This window comes from Subtercola endophyticus, from assembly GCF_021044565.1.
In the GTDB taxonomy this organism is placed as follows: Bacteria; Actinomycetota; Actinomycetes; order Actinomycetales; family Microbacteriaceae; genus Subtercola; species Subtercola endophyticus.
In genome coordinates this window covers 1,437,988-1,454,299 of record NZ_CP087997.1, presented here as the reverse complement: position 1 = coordinate 1,454,299, position 16,312 = coordinate 1,437,988, and the positions used below count along the sequence as shown (strand labels likewise).

Below are 16,312 nucleotides of genomic sequence, written 5' to 3'. Positions count from 1 at the left end.
CGCTGCGCGGTTACCCGGGAAGCCTTCGCGCTGACGGCCCGGCGCTGAGCCTCGCCGCCCACTTTGCCCGGTAAACTGGCTGCACCATGTATTGCCCGTACTGCCGGTACCCCGACTCGCGCGTCGTCGACTCTCGCACCTCTGACGACGGGGTCGCCATCAGGCGCCGCCGCCAGTGCCCCGAGTGCGGTCGACGCTTCAGCACCACCGAGACCGCGAGCCTGAACGTCATCAAGCGCAGCGGAGTCGTGGTTCCGTTCAGCCGCGAGAAGATCATCAACGGCGTGCGTAAAGCCTGCCAGGGCCGGCCGGTCACCGACTCCGACCTGGCCATGCTGGCGCAGCGTGTCGAAGAAACGGTTCGCTCGACCGGGGCCGCTCAGGTCGAAGCGAACGACATCGGTCTGGCCATTCTGCAGCCCCTTCGTGAGCTCGACGAGGTCGCCTACCTTCGGTTCGCCAGCGTGTACCAGGGGTTCGACTCGCTCGACGACTTCGAGGCCGCCATCACCTTGCTGCGGGTCGAGCACGAGAGCGCGAAACCAGGCGCGAGCGACGCCTCGTGAGCGCCTACTCGCTGCTCTTTCGTCACTTTTTCACCCGCCTCGACCCCGAAGACGCGCACCACCTCGCGTTCGACGTCATTCGCGCTCTGCCACGCACCCGCGTCGGAGACTGGATGCGCCGTTACACCGCTCCCGACCCTTCACTCGCGGTTTCCACGCTCGGCCTCACCTTCGACTCGCCCTTCGGCGTCGCTGCCGGCTTCGACAAAGACGGCCGCGCGATTCTCGGCCTCGGCCAACTCGGTTTCGGGCACGTCGAGGTTGGCACCCTCACCGCCAAGGCGCAGCCCGGCAACGAACGCCCGCGCCTGTTCCGGCTGGTGGATGACCGTGCTGTCGTCAACCGCATGGGCTTCAACAACGGAGGAGCGGGCCCTGCCGCACTCCGCATCGCAGAGACGACGGTCGCGCCCCGACGCCCCATCGTGGGAGTGAACATCGGCAAGAGCCGCGTTGTCGACGTCGACGACGCCATCGACGACTACCGCACTTCGGCGCGCGCCCTGGCTCCCGTGGCCGACTATCTCGTCGTCAACGTCAGCTCGCCGAACACCCCCGGGCTGCGAGGGCTGCAAGAGCTCGACAAACTCGCGCCCCTTCTCGTTGCCGTGCGCGAAGAGGCTGGCTCCGTGCCGTTGCTGGTGAAGATCGCCCCCGACCTCACTGACGACGAGGTGCGGCGTATCGCCGAACTCGCCGTCTCGCTCGGTCTCGACGGCATCATCGCCACCAATACCACCATCTCGCGCGACGGACTCGTCAGCGACCCCGCGAAGATCACGGCGGCCGGAGCCGGCGGACTCTCGGGTGCGCCGCTGGCCGCTCGCTCGCTCGAGGTGCTCCGCCTTCTTCGCTCGGTCGTACCCGCCTCGCTCTGCATCATTTCGGTCGGCGGCGTGGAAACGGCCGAAGACGTGGCGTCGCGTCTTGACGCCGGAGCCACTCTCGTGCAGGGTTACACCGCATTCCTCTACCGCGGCCCCCTCTGGGCGTGCGAGATCAACCGCGGCCTGCTGCGCCTGCGCGGGGCTCACTGAGTCTCGTCGTCGCCCGACGTCCAGCGAATTTTTCGACGTTACGCGTAATGGAACGCACCAACTGGACTCTCTCAGTGCAGGGGGCGACACTCGCCGCCGGATTCTCGGAGTCTTGAATTGAAGCACAAACGCACGACCGCGATGCTGGTTTGTGGTCTGGCCGTCATCGGAGCGATTGCTGCGATCCCGGCCACCTCCGCCAGCGCCTACACGTGTTTAGGCAATCCCAGCGGAGATAACACGGGCAATAGCAATCCGGAGGCGGGTGAATACGATGACAACGACTGCCCGTACACGGAAGCCCAACTCGAAGAGCAGTGGCGCAACCTCCACGAGGGCTATCAACAGGATTCGCCTGACGCGACACCGGTTGATGCGCCGGACTACTCCATCACTCCCTACACCGACACGATTTCCGTGCCACCGTTGGGCGACAACGGTCGGCTGAATCCTCTCGACACAGAATCGAGCTATTTGTCGAGTGACCTTTTCGCGAGCGCGGTCGCGCCTGGTGCGAGTGAAGCAGCCACTGCAGCGGCCTCTGTCGCAGCCGCTGCAGTCGCGGGTGGTATCAGTTTGCCGTGGGACAAAATGGCGATCAGTGAAGCTGCACCGAAGGTCGACGGCGAGATCTATCAGGGTGTTCCCGCCTTTCCGTATCCACAGCGCTCCACTGGGTCGACCGCTGACGAAGACGGGCGCCGGTCAGATCAGTCGGGGGTCGACAAGAACGTGGTGCCCAAAGGATTGAAGGTCATCTCGAATAAGAACGTCGGTAAGGATCTCGGTGCGGGCAACAACAAGTTCACTTTTTCCTGGACGCTGGGTAACGGCGTAACCCTGACCCAAGGGGTCAAAGACGGCATGTTCGGGCTCGAGAAGTTCGCGACCGTCACACCCGTCATGAGTTCGATCGTCTCCGATCTAGTTGTCGGCTACACGATCAGCTTCAATACGTGGGATCTGGGATTCGCAATGCCCAGTGATGACGCTCAACTGGCACGCGCGGTCTTTGCGTTGAGCAATAACAACGTCAGCCAGTGCACCGGAAAGAACGGCACATTCGTGTGTGACCTCGATAAGGGCTACACGATCAGTACCAACACGGCAAAGCTCGGCGTGAACACGGATTCGGATCGCACACTTCCGATTTGCGCGGGCGGTGTTGTCGATGCAGGTCCCGGTCTCGCTTCGAGTTTCAGCCTCGATCAGGCCGGCTGTGAAGCCTCTCCCGACAAGAAGCCCGTTCGCCTCGTGATCGATCACACCTATGCCGATACCTCGTTCGGCATCCCGCTCGTGAGTGCTGACGGAACGACGATCGACTACACCGCGACTTCTGCCGCGAGCAGTCAGTTCGTGTCGTCTCTGGTCTGGGCCGTTTCTGATGACGGCACCTATTCGATGCCGTTCAACGTGATCTTCCGTGTGCGAAATGCTCCGATCGTCGCAGGTACGCCGACCGTCAGCGTGCTGCGCGGCATGGAGTCCACCGTGTCGGCGGCGAATTGGTTCTCTGATGTCGATCGTGATCAATTCGAAGCGCAGAGTGGTGATCACCTGGCTTATCAGGTCGTGACAGACGCGTCGAAGGGGTCGGCCTGGTTCCAGGGCTCAGACCTGCACTACATGGCTGCTGGCCTCATCAAGGGTGAGTACGACGACCAGATCACCATCAAGGCCGTCGATCGTTTCGGAATCTCGTCAGGCGAGGTCACGATCCCGATCCACGTCAGTGACGTCGTGCCGAGCTGTGTGAACGGCGTGAGCACCACCGATGCCAGAACGCCGACGAGGATCAACCCTGTCTGCTTCCTCGGGGCCCCTGTGGGCTGGAGCCAGCTGCCCGGTGAATCACTCACCTACTCGATCGTGAAGCAGCCGCAGTTCGGTGCCGTCACGAACTTCGATCCGCAGAACGGAACGGCGACGTTCACACCTGACCGCGCGCATCCGGGCCCCGACTCGATCACGCTCGAGGCGCACTACAACTCGCAGGTGCGCGACACCGTTTACGCACTGAATGTGCTCACCGCGCCCTAGCCGAGTCTGACAACCGAGGCCCACGAGCACGCATTCGGCTCGTGGGCCTTTGGTGCTGCGGCCTTTCTGTCGGCAGCCGCGACACGACCAAAGTCGCGCCCGTTCATGCGTCACTTCTGGGTTTTGGCGTAATAGATCGCCGTCGATCGACTCTAGGTAGGCAACGAGGGCGACTCACGCCTTCAGATCTACGGAGTCACGAATGAAACACAAGCGATCTCTGACCATGCTCGTGTGCGGAACGGTGGTGGTGGGCCTTTTCGGCGCCATCGTCCCCGTCACTGCCGCGAGCGCGTACACCTGCCTTGGCAATCCCTCGGGAGACAACACCGGCAACAGCAACCCTCGAGCCGGAGAATACGACGACAACGATTGCCCCTACTCGCAGAACTACCTGCAGGAGCAATGGGAGAACGAGAACGCCGCCTACGGTGAGGATTCGCCCGACGCCACGCCCGTCGACGCACCGGACTATTCGGTGCAACCGTACTCCGATGCCTCGCCGGTACCGCCACTCGGCGACAACGCGCAGCTGAACCCGGCCGACGCTCAGGCGAGTTATCTCGACAGCAGCCTCTTTGCCGACGCTACAGCGCCGAATGCCTCGGCGATCACTTCGGCTGCCGCTGACTATGCCGCCGCCGCGGTAGCAGGTGGTATCAAGCTGGACTGGGACACGATGGTTCTCAACGATAGCTCGGGGCGAGAAGACAACGAGATCTACGCGGGAGTTCCGGCGTTTCCCTACACGCAGAGCGCAACAGGATCGACCGCCGACGAAGACGGTCGACGCCCGGATGCTTCGGGCATCGACAAGAACGCCGTACCCAAAGGCCTCAAGGTCATCAAGAACAAGAACGCCGGCAAAGACCTTGGACCGAACGGAAACAAGTTTCTGTTCTCGTGGGGCAAGAGCGACGGCACCAGCATGACTCGAGGGGTCTACGGCATGGGAGGTGTAAACGGGTCGGACGGTCTGAAGGACATCGCTCGGGTCACTCCGGTCATGAGCACCGTCGTCACAGACCTGGTTGTCGGATACAACGTGATCTTCAACATGACTGACCCGATGCTTCCCCACGATGACTCGCAGCTTGCGCGCGCGGTGTTCGCAACCACGAACAACGACGTCAGTTCGTGTGTCGGCAAGAACGGCGTCTTCACCTGTGACCTCGACACGGGCCACCTCATCAGCAAAAAGACCGGAATGCTGGGCGTCGACACGGATTCAGCCCGAACAGTGCCGATCTGCGACGGCGGCGTCGTCGACGCCGGCCCCGATCTCGCCACGAGCTTCAGCATCGATCAGGCCGGCTGCGAAGCGGCACCCGACAAGAAGCCCGTTCGTCTCGTCATCGATCACACGTACGCCGACACGTCGCTCGGGATTCCCTTGGTGAGCACCGATGGTACGAAGATCGACTACACCGCGACATCCGCCGCCAGCGGCCAGTTCGTCTCCTCCTTGGTCTGGGCGGTCTCCGCTGACGGAACGTACTCGTTCCCGTTCAACGTGATCTTCCGGGTTCGTAACGCACCAGTGGCGAACGGATCACCGACCGTGAACGTGTTGCGCGGTATGGAATCCACGATGTCGACCGACAGCTGGTTCACCGATGTCGACCGCGACCAGTTCCAGGCGCAGAGCGGCGATTACCTCACCCCGCAGATCGTCACGGATGCGACAAAGGGTACGGCCTGGTTCCAGGGTTCTGAGCTGCATTACTTGCCAGCGGGTCTCATCAAGGGCGAGTACGACGACCAGATCACGGTAAAGGCCGTCGACACGTTCGGTATCTCCTCCGGCGATCTCACGATTCCCATTCACATCAGCGACGTCGTTCCGAGTTGCATGAACGGCTCGAGCACGACCGACGCGAAGACGCCGGTTCGTATCAATCCGAACTGTTTCCTGGGCGCACCGGTCGGCTGGAGCCAGCTGCCGGGTGAATCGCTGACGTACAGCATCGTGAACCAGCCGCACTTCGGTACCGTGACGAACTTCGATCCGCAGAACGGAACGGCGACGTTCACGCCTGACCCCGCGCATCCAGGCCCCGACTCGATCACCCTCGAGGCGCACTACAACTCGCAGGTGCGCGACACCGTTTACGCGCTGAACGTGCTCACCGCGCCGTAACGAGTGCAGAAACGATGAAGGCCCACGAGCGCTGCTTCAGCTCGTGGGCCTTCATCGTCAAGGCGTGTTTACGACGAAACCGGGGTTACAACTAAACCGGCGTTACGAGGGGAACTGGCCGCGCTTCACCTGCGGCTTCGGCAGGCGCATGGGGCGCAGCTGCAGGGCGCGCATCGCGCCGTACCAGCGCAGGCCCCGGTCGAGCGACCCGTACTTGGCCATCAGCTTCTTGTTGATGTGGTTGCCCATGAGAAAGATGTCGATGCCGGCCACGAGCACGAAGGCGTACAGCACCAGCATCAGGTAGGTCTGGATGCTCGTGTTCGGCACGAGCATCAGAAGGATGACGCCGAACATGACGGGGATGATGACCTCGCCGACACTCCAGCGCGCGTCGATGTAGTCGCGCACGAAGCGGCGCTGCACACCCTTGTCGCGCGCGAGCAGGTACTTCTCTTCGCCGGCGGCCATACCGACCCGGGCGCGCTCACGCTGCGCCTGGTTCTGCGTCTTGGCCGACCGTGCTGCCTCTTTGCGGTCGCTGGGAACGAGCGGCTTCTTGTTGGCCGCCTCACGCTCCTTGCGAGTGGGAGTGGCGTGACCCTTGCCCGACGGAGCGGTCTCGGGAGCGGTGTCGATCACATCAGCTGATGAAGAAGAAGTCTTAGCCACAGTCAGTCCTTGGGTCACGCGGGCAAGCGGAACGGCCCGCCCTTCTAAGATTACCGGTATGACCGAGCAACAGGGCAGTAATGCCGAGAAAGAAGACGCTGGCGGCGAACGCGAGGCGGGCATCCGGAGTTTCGTCGAGGCCGCGCTGCCGTCGACGATCGCCGATCTGACCGATCTGGTGCGCATTCCGTCGGTGTCGTGGGATTCGTTCGACCCCGCCGAGGTGGCCCGCAGCGCCGAGGCCGTGGCTGCGCTGTTCGAGGGCACGGGAGTGTTCGACGAGGTGACGGTCGCCCGGGCATCCACCGACGACGGCACACCGGGCCAGCCCGCCGTACTCGCAACCCGCGCGGCCCGCAACGGGCGCCCGACGGTGCTGCTGTACGCCCACCACGACGTGCAGCCGCCCGGCGCCGACTCCGACTGGCAGTCGCCCCCGTTCGAGCCCACCGTGCGCGGCGACCGGCTCTACGGCCGCGGCGCCGCAGACGATAAAGCGGGCGTGGTGTCGCATGTCGCGGCGGTGCAGGCTCTCGCCGACAGCTACGGCGACGAACTCGAGCTCGGGCTCGTGGTCTTCATCGAGGGCGAAGAGGAGTTCGGATCGCGGTCGTTCGCCGACTTTCTCGAGACGCACCGGCAGCAGATGGCCGCCGACGTCATCATCGTCGCCGACTCTGACAACTGGAACACCGACACTCCTGCCCTCACCATCAGCCTGCGCGGCAACGTGACGTTCAAGCTGACGGTCTCGACGCTCGCCCACGCTTCGCACTCGGGCATGTTCGGGGGAGCAGCGCCCGATGCGATGCTCGCCACCATCCGTCTTCTCGACTCGCTCTGGAATGCCGACGGCAGCGTGGCCGTCGACGGCCTCACCTCCTCTGGCGAGACCGTGCCCGACAGCCCGGAAGAGACCTTCGTAGCGGATGCCGGGCTGCTGCCGGGCGTCACGCCCATCGGCTCTGGCCCGATCTTGAGCCGGCTCTGGGCGCAGCCCTCCATCACGGTGACGGGAATCGATGCTCCGACCGTCGTGAACGCGTCGAACACCCTCTCGCCGCAGATCGCCGTGAAGATCAGTGCGCGTGTCGCCCCGGGTCAGGATGCCCGGCAGGCCTACGCCGCCATCGACGCCCATTTGCGTGCTCACGCTCCCTTCGGGGCCCACCTCGACATCACCGACGTCGACACGGGGCAGGCCTTTCTCGTCGACACCAGCGGCTGGGCGGTGGCCGAGGCGAAGCGGGCGATGGCCGACGGCTGGGGTGTGCAACCGGTGGAGACCGGGGTCGGCGGCTCGATTCCGTTCATCGCCGACCTCGTGCGTGTCTTTCCGTCCGCCCAGATTCTGGTGACCGGTGTCGAAGACCCCGACACCCGTGCGCACAGCCCGAATGAATCGCTGCACCTCGGGGTGTTCAAGCGCGCGATTCTGACCGAGGCACTGCTGCTGTCGCGTCTCGCCGAGAAATCACTCGCCGAACTTTCTTCACCGAGTGCGGAATGATCCGCCGCACTCGCAGGTTGCTGGTTTAGAATCTAGGTCATTGCTGGTCACCCGTTAGGAGACATACATGAGCGACACCCTCGCCCCACAGGTCGAAGCACCCGCACACAAGGTCGGTCTCACCGACCAGGCCGCGAACAAAGTGCGCAGCCTGCTCACCCAGGAGGGCCGTGACGACCTGCGTCTGCGCGTGGCGGTGCAGCCCGGCGGATGCTCGGGGCTCATCTATCAGTTGTACTTCGACGAGCGTGAACTCGACGGCGACGGCGTGGTCGACTTCGACGGCGTCGAGGTCATCGTCGACAAAATGAGCGTTCCGTACCTCGAGGGTGCCACCATCGACTTCGAAGACACCATTTCGAAGCAGGGTTTCACCATCGACAACCCGAATGCGGCCGGCAGCTGCGCGTGCGGCGACTCGTTCCACTAAGACGCCCCCGACCGGTGGCCACGCGCCGCTGATCGAAAAAATTTCTACGCTGGGTAGAATTACTCAGCTTTACCCCCCGAGGCCCGTGAATACGCGGATCTCGGGGGGTATTTTCATGCTCTAGCAGACTCAGACACGCTTGGCAGACCCGCCCCTATAAACTTTCAGGCTGAATTCGACACAGTAGGCTAGGCAGCGTCAAATACACTTGACACAAGTTCTGCCAGCAGTACATCCGAAGGGTTACAGGTGCGCTCGAAACGTCGTCTTAGATGGGTTGCGGTTCCGGTCATTGTGACCGTGGGTCTGTTGCTCGCCGGGTGCTCGCAGCAACAGCTGCAGGGCTTCCTGCCGGGTGACTCCGACACCACGAACAACACCAGCATGGTCACCGGCTTGTGGGTCACCTCGTGGATCGTTCTGCTGTGTGTCGGCATCATCACGTGGGGCCTCACGATCTGGGCCGTGGTCGTCTTCCGCCGCCGTCGTGGGCAGACCGGGCTTCCGGTTCAGCTGCGCTACAACATGCCGATCGAGATCTTCTACACGATCGTTCCGCTGATTCTGGTGCTCGGCTTCTTCGCGTTCACCGCCCAAGACCAGGCCGACATCGAGCAGCCCTACGCGCAGCCCGACCAGACCATCTCGGTCTACGGCAAGCAGTGGGCGTGGGACTTCAACTACGTCGACCAGAACACCTACACTGCCGGCGTTCAGGCTCAGGCCGACCCCGCCGACGCAAACGGGTCGCTCGTCGAGAGCCAGATTCCGACGCTCTACCTGCCGGTCGGCAAGAAGATCACCATCGAGCTGCACTCCCGCGACGTCATCCACTCCTTCTGGGTCATCGACTTCTTGTACAAGAAAGACATGATCCCAGGCAAGACGAACTACATGTACGTCACGCCCGAGCGCATCGGAACCTTCGCAGGCAAGTGCGCCGAGCTCTGCGGCGAATACCACTCCGACATGCTCTTCAACGTGAAGGTCGTGTCGCAGGCCGACTTCGACGCCTACACGGCCTCGCTGAAGGCTCAGGGCAACGTCGGCCAGCTGGGCGACGACTACAACCGCAATACGAACCTCCCGGGCAAGACCTCACCGCTCGACGAGGGCGGCGACGCACTGCCGTCGGCCCCTGCGGCTACCCCAGCCTCGGTCGCCGATACCGTGGGCGCAGCATCCGTCACAACGAGCAGCTCGAACTAGAAGGCGCGAAGATGACAACACTAACCGCCCCCAAGCTGACGCCAGTCGAGCGCAAGGGCAACGTTTTCGTCAAGTGGATCACCTCTACTGACCACAAGACCATCGGGTACATGTACCTGATCGAATCGTTCATCTACTTCTGCCTCGGCGGCGTGATGGCGCTCGTCATCCGCGCACAGCTGTTCGAGCCGGGTGAGCAACTGCTGGCCACGAAAGACCAGTACAACCAGCTCTTCACCATGCACGGCACGATCATGCTGCTGATGTTCGCGACGCCGTTGTTCGCCGGCTTCGCCAACGTGCTCATGCCGTTGCAGATCGGTGCTCCGGATGTCGCGTTCCCGCGTCTGAACGGGCTCGCGTTCTGGCTGTACACCTTCGGCTCGGCCATCGCCGTCGGCGGGTTCCTCACCCCGCAGGGCGCCGCCTCGTTCGGCTGGTTCGCCTACGCCCCGTTATCGAGTACGACATTCACACCGGGAGACGGCGGTAATCTCTGGGTGTTCGGGCTCGTGCTGAGTGGTTTCGGTACGATTCTGGGCGCCGTGAACTTCATCACGACCATCATCACGATGCGCGCCCCCGGAATGACGATGTTCCGCATGCCCATCTTCACCTGGAACATTCTGGTCACGTCCATCCTCGTGCTGATGGCGTTCCCGGTTCTCGCAGCGGCCCTGTCGGCGCTCGGTGTCGACCGAGTGTTCGGCGGGCATATCTACGATGCGGCGAATGGTGGCGTGCTGCTCTGGCAGCATCTGTTCTGGTTCTTCGGGCATCCGGAGGTCTACATCATCGCGTTGCCGTTCTTCGGCATCATCTCCGAAGTTCTGCCGGTCTTCAGCCGTAAGCCCATCTTCGGGTACAAGACCCTGATCTACGCGACCATCTCGATCGGTGCGCTGTCGGTCACGGTGTGGGCTCACCACATGTACGTCACCGGTTCGGTGCTGCTGCCGTTCTTCGCTCTGATGACAATGCTCATCGCGGTGCCGACAGGCGTGAAGATCTTCAACTGGGTCGGAACCATGTGGCGTGGCTCGGTGACGTTCGAGACACCCATGATGTGGGCCATCGGCTTCTTGATCACCTTCACGTTCGGTGGTCTGACGGGTGTCATCCTGGCGTCGCCGCCCCTGGACTTCCACGTCTCCGACTCGTACTTCGTCGTGGCGCACTTCCACTACGTGGTGTTCGGTACCGTCGTGTTCGCCATGTTCTCGGGCTTCTACTTCTGGTGGCCCAAGTGGACCGGCAAGATGCTCAACGAGAAGCTCGGCCAGTGGCACTTCTGGCTGCTGTTCATCGGCTTCCACACCACGTTCCTCATTCAGCACTGGCTCGGCGTGATCGGTATGCCTCGTCGATACGCGACCTATGCGCCCGACGACGGCTTCACCTGGATGAACCAGATCTCCACCGTGGGTGCCTTCCTGCTGGCGTCGTCGATGATCCCGTTCTTCTTGAACGTGTACATCACGGCCCGCAAGGCGCCTCGAGTGACGGTGAATGACCCCTGGGGTTACGGCCGTTCGCTCGAGTGGGCCACCTCGTGCCCGCCGCCGCGACACAACTTCACTTCGATTCCGCGTATTCGCAGCGAGTCTCCCGCGTTCGACTTGAACCACCCCGAGGCCGGCGTGCCGGTCGGCGTGGGTCCAGCGAAAGACGCTCCGGATGCCCCGACCTACGATATTCAGAGCGAGAAGGTGAAGTAAGGTGCGCGCCAATCGAAACGTCTTCTGGATTCTCGCCGGCTTCTTCTTGCTCGCCGACGCGGTCTACATCTTCTGGTCACTCGTCTCGTATGGCGAGGTGGAATGGGTCGGTACCATCGGCATCGCTCTTGCGGCCATTCTCGGTGGGTTCATCGCCTTCTACCTGGGCCGCGTGCACTCGGCGCAGGGCGGTGAACTGCCCGAAGACGTGCTCACGTCGAACATCGACGACGGCGACCCGGAGATGGGCTTCTACAGCCCCTGGAGCTGGTGGCCGATCATCCTCGGTGGTGCGCTGGCGATCTTCGTTACGGGGCTCGCTATCGGCACCTGGATCTCCTTCATCGCGGTCGGCCTCATTCTCATCGCCATCGTCGGCTGGGTCTACGAGTACTACCGGGGCTTCTTCGCCCGTTAGAACCCCGCTCAGGCGCTTCTCAGGCCCTCCTCGCCCCGCAGTCATGCGGTGGCCAGGAGGGCCTTTTCCGTGAGCGACGTCCGGGCTTTCGTCGGAGCTGACGCCGCATGCCTGCAATACGCGGCCATGTCGTGTGTCCTCCGACCGATCTCCCGCAGTACGACCAGGTCGATGTTCTCGTCGGCGAACGCCGCAAGTCTGGTGCTCCCGCGGCTCGCGGAGCAACTCGCTGGACAGCGTCGGCAGTGCGACGAGATGACGGCTGAGGTCGAGCGTCTCGTGGAGGCCACCCTCTTCAGCCCGTGCTGACGAGCATGCTCGGAGTCGGCGTCAGGACCGCCGCCCGGCTCCTCACCGTGCCCGGCTCCTCACCGAGGTCACCGGCAAACACTTCAACACCGCCGGGGATCTCGCCGCCTAGGCCTGCCTCGCCCCCGTCACACGCGCTGATCAGGCTCTTCGATTCGTGGCGAGCACCCGTCAGGGCGTGGCATTCAGATCCTGAAACGAGCCCTGTTCCTGTCTGCGTTCCCAGAGGGTCGAGGCCGCACTCATCCGCGGGCGGAGTGCGGAGGCCGCGCTCCGCGCCATCGCCTTCTCCGCCGCGGTTAGCGCACCGCTTCAGCCGCGAGAGCGACCCTTCCGGACGAGAGCGACCGCCTCTTCGGCTCATCTCGTCTGGAGAGGTCGCGTTCGCTCGGGCCGCGTCTGCGGCGACCGACCGTGGCGCCGACGAACGTGGGGCAAAGGCTGGCGCTGACGGTGAATGCTCCCCGGGCGGCGAGGCCGCGCCGGCGCTAAAAAGCGGATGCCCGCCCCAACAAGTGGGGGAGGGCATCCGCTTGGGCGATTGTGCCGCCGAGTGGTGCTTGTGCGCCTAGTGGTGGTCGTGCGACTGGCGCGCGACGTCGCTCTTGGTGACCGGCGCGATGCGGTCTTCGAAGAACCAGCGTGACATGCGAGCGCGCAGGCGCTGCGTGCCCGTGATCTTGCCCTTGGCGTTCGGGCGGATCATCAGCGGCTTGTACTCGTTGAAGGTCACCAGGCGCCAGCGCTCGTACTCGTCGACCTGCTGGTGCACCTCGATGTACTCGCCACCGGGCAGACGCACGATGCGGCCCGACTCGAAGCCGTGCAGGGCGATCTCGCGGTCTTTCTTCTGCAGCGCGAGGCACACCCGCTTCGCGATGAAGTAGGCGATGATCGGCCCGAGGATCGCGGTTGCCTGGATGGCGTGGATGACCGCTTCGATCGACAACTCGAAGTGAGTGGCGATGAGGTCGGAGCTGGCCGCGGCCCACAGAGCTGCGTAGAACGTGACACCTGCAGCACCGATGGCGGTACGGGTCGGAGCGTTACGCGGACGATCGAGAATGTGGTGCTCGCGCTTGTCGCCCGTGACCCAGCCTTCGACCAGCGGGTACAGGGCAACGGTTGCGATGAACAGGCCGAGAACCGCGATGGGAATGAGGATGTTCCACGAGTACGTGTGGCCCCAGATCACCGACTCGAGCCCCGGCGGAATGAGCCGCAGCGCACCGTCGGCGAAACCGATATACCAGTCGGGCTGGGTACCCGCCGAAACCGGCGAGGGGTCGTATGGCCCGTAGTTCCAGATCGGGTTGATGGTGAAGAACGACGCGATGAGCGCGATCACACCGAACACGATGAAGAAGAATCCGCCGGCCTTCGCCGCGTACACCGGCAGAACCGGGTAACCGATGACGTTCTGGTTCGTTTTGCCGGGACCTGCGTACTGCGTGTGCTTGTGAACGACCACGAACACCAGATGCAGAGCGATCATCGCCACCAATATGGCAGGCAACAGCAGGATGTGAAGCGTATAGAGTCTGCCGACGATCTGCTCACCCGGGAACTCACCACCGAAGATGAGGTACGAGATCCAGGTGCCGACGAAGGGAATTCCCTTCACCATGCCGTCGATGATGCGCAGGCCGTTACCCGAGAGCAGGTCGTCGGGAAGCGAGTAGCCGGTGAAGCCTTCGGCCAGAGCCAGGATGAACAGCAAGAACCCGATCGTCCAGTTCAGCTCACGCGGCTTACGGAATGCGCCCGTGAAGAAGATGCGCAGCATGTGCAGGCCGATAGACGCGATGAACAGCAGAGCCGCCCAGTGGTGGATCTGGCGAACCAGCAGACCACCACGCACCTCGAACGAGATCTTGAGGGCCGAATCCATGGCCGACGACATCTCCACACCCTTCAGCGGCACGAACGGCCCGCTGTAGGTCACGGGAGCCATCGAGGCTTGGAAGAAGAACGTCAGGAACGTACCGGTGAGCAAAATGACGACGAAGCTGTAGAGCGCGACCTCGCCGAGCATGAACGACCAGTGGTCGGGAAAGATCTTGCGGCCGAACTCTTTGACGACCGCCGAGATGCTGGTGCGCTCGTCGATGTAGTTTGCTGCGGCGGCGGTGAAGCGAGAGGCGTTGGTGTTCGCGGCCTTCGGAACATCGGAGAAGACGGGATCGACGATCTCGTGAGGTGCGTCTGATCGTTCGATGGTGCTCATGAGCGCTCCCAGAAGCTTGGGCCGACTGGCTCGGTGAAGTCGCTCTGCGCGACGAGGTAGCCCTCGCTGTCGACCGTGATCGGCAGCTGGGGCAGGGGACGCTTTGCCGGGCCGAAGATGACCTGGCATTCGTTGTTCACGTCGAACGTGGACTGGTGGCACGGGCACAGCAGGTGGTGTGTCTGCTGCTCGAAGAGTGCTACCGGGCATCCGACGTGGGTGCAGATCTTGGAGTAGGCGACGATGCCGTCGTAGTTCCAGGTCTCACGGCCCGGGCTGACGTTGAGGTCTGCCGGGTTGATGCGCATGAGCAGAACGGCCGCCTTGGCCTTCTGCTCGAGGCGGTCGGGCTGGTCGTTGAGGCCCTCGGGAATGATGTGGAAGGCCGATCCGATGGTGACGTCTGCCGCCTTGACAGGCAGGCCCGACGGGTCGAGCGTCAGGCGGGTGCCCGTCTTCCACATGGTGGTCTCGAGCAGTGCGGCCGGGTTGTTGTATTCCGGCGCCAAACCGCGGAAGAGGATGACCGCGGGAAGCGGAAAGGCGACGAGAGCACCGATCAGGCTGTTGCGAATGAGGGTGCGGCGGCCGAAGCCCGACTCCTTGTTCGCTTCATCGAAGATCTGCACGGCACGCAGGCGGGTCTCGTCGGTTCCGCGCACGGGGTGGCGAATGTCTTCGCCTTCTTCTTCGCTCATCAGCGACTTGGCCCAGTGCACGGCACCGAGTCCAATGCCGAACAAAGCCAACGTGATGCCGATTCCCAGGAAGACCGTGTTGAGTCGTACAGAGCTCAAGTCGTCGTTGATCGGAAAGGCCATGTAGGCGGCGAGCGCAAAAATGCTTCCCGCGATAGAGATGTAGAAGAGGGTGTAGACCGCACGCTGAGCGTGGCGGGCCTTCTTCGGGTCGAGGTCGGTGACGCGCGGGCGGGTCGGCGGATGACCGGGGTTCTCGAACCCGTCGGTCGTGATGACTGCCAAACCGCCGTCGGCTTCGGCGTGGGCGCTTGCGGGTACGACCGCCGTGCCAGCACCTGCGTCTAACCCAGACGAGGTAGCGGTTATGTCCTTACCGCTGCTGTCGTCGTGTGCCATGGTGTTCCCTTTCGAGCCTCAAAATGTACGTGCAGAACGCTGACGCTGATCTTCAGTGACGTTCGGTGTCAGTTCGACTTTGCTGTCAGCCAAACCGTCAGCGCTACGACAGCGCCGATTCCGAAGATCCAGATGAACAGACCCTCGGCGACCGGGCCGAGGTTGCCGAGCTCGAATCCGCCGGGAGACGGGTTGTTCTGCAGGTATTTCAGGTACGTGATGATGTCGCGCTTGTCTTCGGGCGTGATGTTGTGGTCGTTGAAGACGGGCATGTTCTGCGGGCCCGTGAGCATCGCTTCGTAGATGTACTTGGAGTCGACACCGGTCAGATCGGGGGCGAACTTGCCTTCGGTCAGTGCACCGCCGGCGCCGGCGACGTTGTGGCACATAGCGCAGTTGATGCGGAACAGCTCGCCACCGTTGGTCGCATTGCCGTTCGCGGTGAGCTGGTCGTCGGTGGGAATCGAGGGGCCGGGGGAGAGCGAGGCGACGTAGTCGGCGAGCGCCTGAGTCTGCTCAGCGGTGAACTGCGGCGGCTTCTCCATGGCCTGCGGGCCTTGCATGGCCAGCGGCATACGACCGGTGCCGACCTGGAAGTCGACCGAGGCCGCACCGACGCCGAGGAGGCTCGGACCGGCCGAGGTGCCCTCGAGGTTCATGCCGTGGCAGGTGGCGCAGTTGGCCGCGAAGAGCTTGGAGCCCTCAGCGACGCTCGACGCCGTCGTGGTGGTAGAGGTATCGGTCTGCGCCGTAGCGGTGCTGGTGAAGAGTGCGTACCCGCCGCCGGTGAAGGCAAGCCCGATGGCGATCAGAACGACAGTGGCTAGAGGGTGTCGTCTGTTCGCTTTCGCAGGTTTGCGGGCCATTCTCTCTACTTTCTTTTGTGACACTGGGTGGTGCTGAGCTGTTCGTAGAGACGCGACGGGAGAATCGTCG

Annotated in this window: 13 protein-coding genes and 1 pseudogene; 10 read left to right on the top strand and 4 right to left on the bottom strand. The window is 63.2% G+C overall.

The features are described 5' to 3' along the window. Window positions 1-86 precede the first annotated feature (86 nt). From nrdR to LQ955_RS06880, 4 genes are all read left to right on the top strand, one after another. Window positions 87-566, top strand: a complete 480-nt coding sequence (gene nrdR / locus LQ955_RS06895; RefSeq protein ID WP_231027435.1) for a transcriptional regulator NrdR — start codon at window positions 87-89, stop codon at window positions 564-566. Beyond that, a complete protein-coding gene (locus tag LQ955_RS06890; RefSeq protein WP_231027434.1) occupies window positions 563-1,603 on the top strand; it encodes a quinone-dependent dihydroorotate dehydrogenase in 1,041 nt (346 codons plus the stop codon). Before nrdR ends, LQ955_RS06890 begins: the two co-directional genes overlap by 4 nt. 117 nt (window positions 1,604-1,720) lie before the next feature. Then, window positions 1,721-3,646 carry a hypothetical protein gene (locus LQ955_RS06885; RefSeq protein WP_231027433.1) on the top strand — a complete coding sequence of 642 codons (1,926 nt, stop codon included), beginning with the start codon at window positions 1,721-1,723 and terminating at the stop codon, window positions 3,644-3,646. A gap of 202 nt (window positions 3,647-3,848) precedes the next feature. Next, the gene (locus tag LQ955_RS06880; protein WP_231027432.1) at window positions 3,849-5,786 is read left to right on the top strand and encodes a hypothetical protein; all 1,938 of its coding nucleotides are present in this window, start codon (window positions 3,849-3,851) and stop codon (window positions 5,784-5,786) included. Between the two features lie 102 nt (window positions 5,787-5,888). On the opposite strand, the gene LQ955_RS06875 is transcribed toward LQ955_RS06880, so the two are convergent. Then, complete coding sequence (locus tag LQ955_RS06875) at window positions 5,889-6,458, bottom strand: DUF3043 domain-containing protein (protein WP_231027431.1); 570 nt, start codon at window positions 6,456-6,458, stop codon at window positions 5,889-5,891. A gap of 58 nt (window positions 6,459-6,516) precedes the next feature. On the opposite strand from LQ955_RS06875, the gene LQ955_RS06870 reads away from it, so the two are divergent. The 6 genes and pseudogenes from LQ955_RS06870 to LQ955_RS06845 form a co-directional block, all read left to right on the top strand. Further along, window positions 6,517-7,968: a dipeptidase gene (locus LQ955_RS06870; protein WP_231027430.1), complete on the top strand. Its 1,452-nt coding sequence runs from the start codon at window positions 6,517-6,519 to the stop codon at window positions 7,966-7,968. Between the two features lie 67 nt (window positions 7,969-8,035). Beyond that, complete coding sequence (gene erpA / locus LQ955_RS06865; protein ID WP_231027429.1) at window positions 8,036-8,398, top strand: iron-sulfur cluster insertion protein ErpA; 363 nt, start codon at window positions 8,036-8,038, stop codon at window positions 8,396-8,398. Window positions 8,399-8,647: 249 nt separating this feature from the next. Then, the gene (gene ctaC / locus LQ955_RS06860; RefSeq protein WP_231027428.1) at window positions 8,648-9,607 is read left to right on the top strand and encodes an aa3-type cytochrome oxidase subunit II; all 960 of its coding nucleotides are present in this window, start codon (window positions 8,648-8,650) and stop codon (window positions 9,605-9,607) included. A gap of 11 nt (window positions 9,608-9,618) precedes the next feature. Beyond that, complete coding sequence (ctaD, locus tag LQ955_RS06855; protein WP_231027427.1) at window positions 9,619-11,325, top strand: aa3-type cytochrome oxidase subunit I; 1,707 nt, start codon at window positions 9,619-9,621, stop codon at window positions 11,323-11,325. A gap of 1 nt (window position 11,326) precedes the next feature. After that, window positions 11,327-11,743, top strand: coding sequence for a cytochrome c oxidase subunit 4 (locus LQ955_RS06850; protein WP_231027426.1), 417 nt, complete (start codon window positions 11,327-11,329; stop codon window positions 11,741-11,743). Between the two features lie 186 nt (window positions 11,744-11,929). After that, window positions 11,930-12,274: pseudogene (locus LQ955_RS06845) on the top strand (transposase); the annotation flags it as partial. A 346-nt stretch (window positions 12,275-12,620) separates the two neighbouring features. Here LQ955_RS06845 and qcrB read toward each other — a convergent pair. The 3 genes from qcrB to qcrC all read right to left on the bottom strand — a co-directional run bounded on the left by qcrB (window position 12,621) and on the right by qcrC (window position 16,242). Then, on the bottom strand, window positions 12,621-14,279 hold the full coding sequence (qcrB, locus tag LQ955_RS06840) for a cytochrome bc1 complex cytochrome b subunit (RefSeq protein WP_231027425.1): 1,659 nt from the start codon (window positions 14,277-14,279) through the stop codon (window positions 12,621-12,623). Beyond that, the gene (gene qcrA, locus LQ955_RS06835; RefSeq protein WP_231027424.1) at window positions 14,276-15,376 is read right to left on the bottom strand and encodes a cytochrome bc1 complex Rieske iron-sulfur subunit; all 1,101 of its coding nucleotides are present in this window, start codon (window positions 15,374-15,376) and stop codon (window positions 14,276-14,278) included. Before qcrA ends, qcrB begins: the two co-directional genes overlap by 4 nt. 68 nt (window positions 15,377-15,444) lie before the next feature. Continuing rightward, the gene (qcrC, locus tag LQ955_RS06830) at window positions 15,445-16,242 is read right to left on the bottom strand and encodes a cytochrome bc1 complex diheme cytochrome c subunit (protein WP_231027423.1); all 798 of its coding nucleotides are present in this window, start codon (window positions 16,240-16,242) and stop codon (window positions 15,445-15,447) included. Window positions 16,243-16,312 lie beyond the last annotated feature (70 nt).